Origin of the sequence: Novosphingobium sp. B-7 (assembly GCF_000410615.1) — a bacterium.
Classification (GTDB): Bacteria; Pseudomonadota; Alphaproteobacteria; order Sphingomonadales; family Sphingomonadaceae; genus Novosphingobium; species Novosphingobium capsulatum.
Genome location: NZ_APCQ01000772.1, coordinates 1 through 6,266 on the forward strand (window position 1 = coordinate 1; position 6,266 = coordinate 6,266).

General features: G+C 65.1%; 8 protein-coding genes. 6 read left to right on the forward strand and 2 right to left on the reverse strand.

The window, feature by feature from the left end:
- The 6 genes from H926_RS35485 to queC all read left to right on the forward strand — a co-directional run.
- On the forward strand, nt 1-512 hold a 512-nt coding region (locus H926_RS35485; RefSeq protein WP_371256229.1), incomplete at its 5' end, for a cold-shock protein.
- Nucleotides 513-666: 154 nt separating this feature from the next.
- The gene (locus H926_RS0108610; RefSeq protein WP_022675933.1) at nt 667-1,863 is read left to right on the forward strand and encodes an aspartate aminotransferase family protein; all 1,197 of its coding nucleotides are present in this window, start codon (nt 667-669) and stop codon (nt 1,861-1,863) included.
- A gap of 10 nt (nt 1,864-1,873) precedes the next feature.
- The gene (gene argF / locus H926_RS0108615) at nt 1,874-2,800 is read left to right on the forward strand and encodes an ornithine carbamoyltransferase (RefSeq protein WP_022675934.1); all 927 of its coding nucleotides are present in this window, start codon (nt 1,874-1,876) and stop codon (nt 2,798-2,800) included.
- A 28-nt stretch (nt 2,801-2,828) separates the two neighbouring features.
- The gene (locus tag H926_RS0108620) at nt 2,829-3,725 is read left to right on the forward strand and encodes an Hsp33 family molecular chaperone HslO (protein ID WP_022675935.1); all 897 of its coding nucleotides are present in this window, start codon (nt 2,829-2,831) and stop codon (nt 3,723-3,725) included.
- A 96-nt stretch (nt 3,726-3,821) separates the two neighbouring features.
- Nucleotides 3,822-4,250 carry a DUF3617 family protein gene (locus H926_RS26440; RefSeq protein ID WP_022675936.1) on the forward strand — a complete coding sequence of 143 codons (429 nt, stop codon included), beginning with the start codon at nt 3,822-3,824 and terminating at the stop codon, nt 4,248-4,250.
- 61 nt (nt 4,251-4,311) lie between these two features.
- A complete protein-coding gene (gene queC, locus H926_RS0108630; protein WP_022675937.1) occupies nt 4,312-5,025 on the forward strand; it encodes a 7-cyano-7-deazaguanine synthase QueC in 714 nt (237 codons plus the stop codon).
- An 82-nt stretch (nt 5,026-5,107) separates the two neighbouring features.
- Here queC and H926_RS0108635 read toward each other — a convergent pair whose 3' ends face one another.
- Nucleotides 5,108-5,707: a superoxide dismutase family protein gene (locus tag H926_RS0108635; protein ID WP_022675938.1), complete on the reverse strand. Its 600-nt coding sequence runs from the start codon at nt 5,705-5,707 to the stop codon at nt 5,108-5,110.
- Between the two features lie 152 nt (nt 5,708-5,859).
- A partial coding sequence (locus H926_RS0108640; protein ID WP_028657770.1) for an OmpA family protein occupies nt 5,860-6,266 on the reverse strand: 407 nt, incomplete at its 5' end.

Genomic DNA, 6,266 nt, shown 5'->3' on the forward strand with positions numbered 1-6,266 from the left:
CGGCGGTGGTGGCGGCTTCGGCGGCCCGCGCGGTCGGCACCGGCAAGGGCGTCGTCAAGTTCTTCAACGGCCAGAAGGGCTTCGGCTTCATTCAGCGCGAAGACGGCGGTGAAGACGTGTTCGTCCACATCAGCGCCGTGGAACGTGCCGGCCTCGAAGGCCTGGCCGAAGGCCAGACGCTGGAATTCAACCTGGTTGATCGTGGTGGCAAGGTTTCTGCCGCTGACCTTCAGGTTGTTGGCGATGTCATCCCCGTGGCGGCCAAGCCCGCAGCCCCGCAGCGCCAGCTGACCGGTGAAAAGGCCACTGGCACGGTCAAGTTCTTCAACGGCATGAAGGGCTTCGGCTTCATCACCCGTGATGACGGCCAGCCCGACGCGTTCGTGCACATCAGTGCCGTTGAACGTTCCGGCATGCGCGAGCTCAACGAAGGCGACAAGCTGGAGTTCGACCTCGAAGTTGATCGACGAGGCAAGTACTCGGCGGTCAACCTGGTGCCGCGCCAGGATTGATCCCGGCCGCATTGCCCCTCGGGTCTGTGAGACCCAGGGGCCTTGCATCACCACATACGCGTGCAAATGGCGGTCCGCTGGGCCGCCATTTGTCGTTTTGCAGCCATCCCCGTTCCAAACACCTTTATCCTTGGAAACTACAGGAGCATTGCCCATGTCCATCACCCCGCTCATGCCCGTCTATCCCCGGTGTGGCGTGCGTCCGGTGCGCGGCGAACACTGCCACCTGATTTCCGAGGACGGCACGCGCTATCTCGATTTCGCCAGCGGCATCGCGGTCAATCTGCTGGGCCATTCGCACCCGCACCTGATCGGCGCGATCCAGCGCCAGGCCGAAACGCTGATGCACGTGTCCAATCTCTATGGCAGCCCCCAGGGCGAGGCGCTGGCGCAGCGCCTGGTCGACATGACCTTTGCCGCTACGGTGTTCTTCACCAATTCCGGGGCCGAGGCGGTGGAATGCGCGATCAAGACCGCGCGCGCCTATCACCAGTATCACGGCCAGGCCCCGGAACGGTTCGAGATCATCACCTATCGCAATGCCTTTCACGGCCGCACGATGGGCACGATCAGCGCGTCCGATCAGGAAAAGATGCACAAGGGCTTCCTGCCCATCCTGCCCGGTTTCCATTATGTCGATTTCAACGATCTGGAAGCGACCAAGGCGCTGATCGGCCCGCATACCGCCGGCATCCTGGTCGAGCCGATCCAGGGCGAAGGCGGGATTCGCGAAGGCAGCGAAGAGTTCATCAAGGGCCTGCGCGCGCTGTGTGACGAGCATGGCCTGCTGCTGATCTTTGACGAGGTGCAGTGCGGCGTGGCGCGCAGCGGCACCATGTTCGCCTATGAACAGTATGGCGTAGCGCCCGATGTCATGGCGATTGCCAAGGGCATTGGCGGCGGCTTCCCGCTTGGCGCCTGCCTCGCTACCGAAACGGCGGCACGCGGCATGGTGTTTGGCACCCACGGCAGCACCTATGGCGGCAATCCGCTGGCCATGGCGGCCGGTAATGCCGTGCTCGATGTCGTCGCCACTCCCGAATTTCTTGCCCAGGTGCGCGCCACCGGCGATCGCCTCAAGGCGCGGCTCGAACAGTTCATCGGCAACTATCCCGACCTGTTCGAAATGGTCCGCGGCAAGGGGCTGATGCTGGGGGTGAAGTGCAAGGTCGAGCCGCGCCCGTTCGTGGCCCACATGCGCGACAATCATCAGCTCCTGGCCGTGGCCGCTGGCGACATGACGTTCCGCGTCCTGCCGCCGCTGGTGATCGACGACAGCCACATCGATGAATTCATGGACAAGCTTTCGGCCGCCGCGGCCAGCTATGTTCCTCCGGCTCCTGCGGCGTGAGACAGCGGTAATGATCAGGCATTTCCTCAATCTTTCCGATGCCGGCGGTGATGCGGTCGCCGCGATGCTGGCCGACGCGCTCGATCGCAAGGCTGCCCGCGCGGTCTGGCCCAAGGGCCGCGTCGATGCCGATGCTCCCCTGGCCGGTCATATCCTGGCGATGGTGTTCGAAAAGAATTCCACCCGCACGCGCGTGTCGTTCGACGTGGCGATGCGCCAACTCGGCGGCTCGGCGCTGATTCTCGATGCCGGCAATACCCAACTGGGCCGGGGCGAAACCATCGCCGATACCGCGCGCGTGCTCAGCCGCATGGCCGATGCCATCATGCTGCGCACCGACGATCACGCCAAGGTCGAGGAACTGGCCCACTATGCCAGCGTTCCGGTAATCAATGGGCTCACCGATCTTTCCCACCCCTGCCAGATCATGGCCGATCTGTTGACCGTGATCGAACATGGCAAGGCGCTGCCCGGCCTTACCGTGGCCTGGCTGGGCGACGGCAACAACGTGCTCAACTCGATCGTTGAGGCGGCCGGGCTGATGAAGTTCAACGTGTGCATCGGCGTGCCCGAGGGCTATGATTGCGACGCCGGCTTTATCACCCGCGCCCAGGCACAAGGCGCAGCCATCACCGTGCATCGCGACGCGGCCGAGGCCGTGGCCGGGGCCGATGTGGTGGTCACCGATACGTGGATTTCGATGGGCCAGGCTCACGCCGAAGCCAAGCTGGCGGCCATGGCGCCGTTCCAGGTGGATGAAGCGCTGATGGCCCGCGCGAAGGGCGATGCGCTGTTCCTGCACTGCCTGCCGGCCCACCGCAACGAAGAGGTCACGGATGCCGTGATCGATGGGCCGCGTTCGGTGGTGTGGGACGAAGCGGAAAACCGCATTCATGCCCAGAAATCCGTTCTGCGCTGGGCCTTTGGCCAGATCTGACCATTATTCTCACACGACGAAAGCTTTCATGACCGACCAAGCCGAAACCGGATTTGACCAGGTATTGCAGTTCACCGTTCCCGGGCGCGATGCCCGGGGGCGGGTGGTGCGCCTGGGCCCGGTGCTCGACACCGTGCTGTCGGCCCACGCCTATCCGGCGCCGATCCGCAACCTGCTGGCCGAAGCGCTGACCCTGACCGCGCTGCTCGGCGCGCTGCTCAAGGACGACGATGGCCAGTTGACCATGCAGGCGCAGACCCAGGATGGGGTGGTCGATCTGCTGGTATGCGATTATCGCGGCGGCGAATTGCGCGGCTATGTCCGCCACGATCGTGCGCGGCTGGACGAGCTGGGGCCGCATCCCTCGCTGCATGCGCTGTTCGGCGATGGTTACCTGGCGATCACGTTTGATCTGGCCAGCAGTGATCAGCGCTATCAGGGCATTGTCCCGCTCGAGGGTGATTGTCTGGCGCGCGCCTGCGAAAGCTATTTCTTCCAATCGGAACAGGTGCCAACGCTGATCCGGGTGGGGGTGCATGCGGAAAATGGCCGCACCGTGGCGGGCGCCTTGCTGGTGCAGCATCTGCCCGATGGCGAGGAGGGGCGCGAGCGCCTGCACGCGCGGCTCGATCACCCGGAATGGGAACATGTCGCGGCACTGGCCGGCTCGCTGACCGAAGCAGAACTTACCGATCCGCAACTTGGGCTGGAAAGCCTGGTGTGGCGCCTGTTTCACGAGGAAAGCGAAGTACGCGTTGCCCAGGGCCATCCGCTCACGCGGGGGTGCCGTTGCACGGCCGAGCATTATCGCGATCTGCTGGCCCGCTTTGGTGCGGAACAGCGCGCGGAAATGGCCAACGACGATGGTCTTATCGTCGTCGACTGCGCGTTCTGCTCGAAAGAGTTTCCGCTTCGTTTCGATTGACGGCCGTTGCCGACCGGAGGTCTTCAATCGCACCAGCATCGCAGCTATATTGCCAAGGGCTGCCGCAGCCTGTGCGGCAGGGTTGGAGGGTGGTTGATGACGTATCGTAACGCGCTGCGCCGCGCCCTCGCTGCGGTGATCGTCCTGCCGGCATTGGCTTGGGTCGCCCCCGCCGATGCCGAAAGGGCGCCGGCCACTCTCGCGATGCTCGATCGCATCGCGCCGGGCCAATGGCAGGTCCACGCGCGCGAGGCTGGCGGATTTGAGGGCCGGCTGTGCCTCGCTGAAGGGCGCCCGCTGATCCAGCTACGCCATCCGGGGCAGGCTTGCCGCCAGTTCGTGGTGCAGGACGAAGCCAACGCCATTTCCGTCAGCTATGTCTGCGGACAGGCCGGCTCGGGCTTGACACGTATCCGCTATGAAAACGATCAGCTGCTGCAGATCGAGGCGCAGGGCATCGCCAAGGGACTGCCTTTTTCCTTCAACGCCGAAGCGCGGCGCCTGGGCGACTGCACCGCGCGCTGATCACGCTGCGAACGCCCGGCTGGGGGTTGCCTGTGCCGGGCGAGGGGGCTAGCCCGGTAGCATGACTGATACCCAATTGTCTTCTTCGTCCGGCGCGGAATCGGCGCCGCTGGCGGTTGTCCTGCTTTCCGGCGGGCTCGATTCAATGGTCTGCGCTGCGCTTGCGCAAGAGCAGGGCTTCCGTGTCCTGGCCCTCACCATCGATTACAACCAGCGCCATCGCGTGGAACTGGATGCCGCGCGGGTGATCGCGGCGCGCCTGCAGGTTGAGCGTCATGTCATCCTGCCGCTCGATCTGCGCCAGTTCGGTGGATCGGCGCTGACCGACGCGATCGATGTGCCCAAGGATGGGCTGACCGACGATATCCCGATCACCTATGTGCCGGCGCGCAACCTGGTGTTCCTCTCCCTCGCACTTGCCTGGGCAGAGGCGGCAGGGGCGAACGCGCTGTTTATCGGCGTCAACGCGCTGGATTATTCCGGCTACCCCGACTGCCGCCCGGAATTCATCCATGGGTTCGAAGGGCTGGCCCGCGTTGCCACCAAGGTCGGCAGCCAGGGTGGCACGGTAACCGTGCACGCGCCGCTGCAACACCTCAAGAAGTCAGAAATTGCCCAGGAAGCGGCCCGGCTGGGCCTCGATGCCGGGGAAAGCTGGTCGTGCTATGATCCGCTGCCCGATGGCCGCGCTTGTGGGGAATGCGATAGCTGCCGTTTGCGCAAGGCGGGCTTCGCCGAAGCGGGCCTGACCGATGGAACGCGCTACGGCGCCTGAGCGCCCGGCCTGGTTGGACCGACACGACAAGGGGACGAGCAGGCAGGCCCTGCTCGTCCCCTTCGTTCATTCAGGTGCTGTATTACTGGCGAACGAACACGCCGCAGGCGAGGCGCGCGCCGCTGTTGCCGCTGGGATCGGTCTTGTAATCGTCGGGCGCGGCATGGATGACCAGCGCCGTGCCATCGGCATCGAACAGCGCCGGGCCGGTCATGTCGGCGCCGCCGCGCAGGGCAAAGTCCAGTGCCCCGGTGCCGTCGGCTCCCACGGTCAGGTTGGTAAGGTCACCCAGGTGCGCCCCGGCGGGGTTTTCCGCGCCATGCTGGTGGCCATCGGGATTGAGATGCCCACCTGCAGTGGTGAAGCCGGGGGCATCACACTTGCCAACGGTGTGCAGGTGAATGCCGTGGACGCCGGGCGGCAGACCCTTGGCATCGACGTGGACACGGAACCCGTCAGGGCCTTGGAGCAGTTCGGCGGTGCCCGCGCTGGCGCCGCTGGCCAGCATCAGCGTGGCATTGGCCACGACTTGTGCCTTGGGCGTGGGGGCGCTGTGCATGCCCGCCATGCTGCCATCGCCACAGGCAGACAGCGCAATCGGCAGGGCAAGCGCGACGATCGCGCGCGGCGCGAAGGTGGTTACGGTACGGCGCAGGCGAGAGGACAGAAGCGGGGAAGGCATGGTGGGATCTCCGTGGCTTATGCCGCCATCAAGGCTGGGGCCGATACGCGGCGCATCGTATGTCGCAACAACGAAAAAGGGGCCGGATTGCTCCGGCCCCTCGTTCGTTTTGGGTCTTCATGACCGGCCCCGTTTGACCGGGGCCGTGCCACTTAGTTGCCCGAACCCGGACCGTACGTGATTTCCACGCGACGGTTCTGCAGTTCACGCACGCCGTCGGCGGTCGGAACGCGCGGGTTGGCTTCACCAAAGGCCTGGCTGGTGATCGTCGAGGCCGGGATGCCGTGCGACGTCAGGTAAGCCTGGACCGAGGAGTTACGACGTGCGGACAGGCCAAGGTTGTACTTGGGCGAGCCCGAACGGTCGGTGTAGCCGGCCAGCATGATCGGAACAGTCTGGCAGTTGCCATACTGGGTGATCGCGTTGTCGAGAATGGTCGCCGCTTCAGGCGTGATGTCCGACTTGTTCCAGTCGAAGAACACGATGTACGGGCCCTTGTTGCACACCGGCGGCGGCGGAGGCGGCGGCGGAGGCGGGGGGGGCGGAGGCGGCGGGGGCG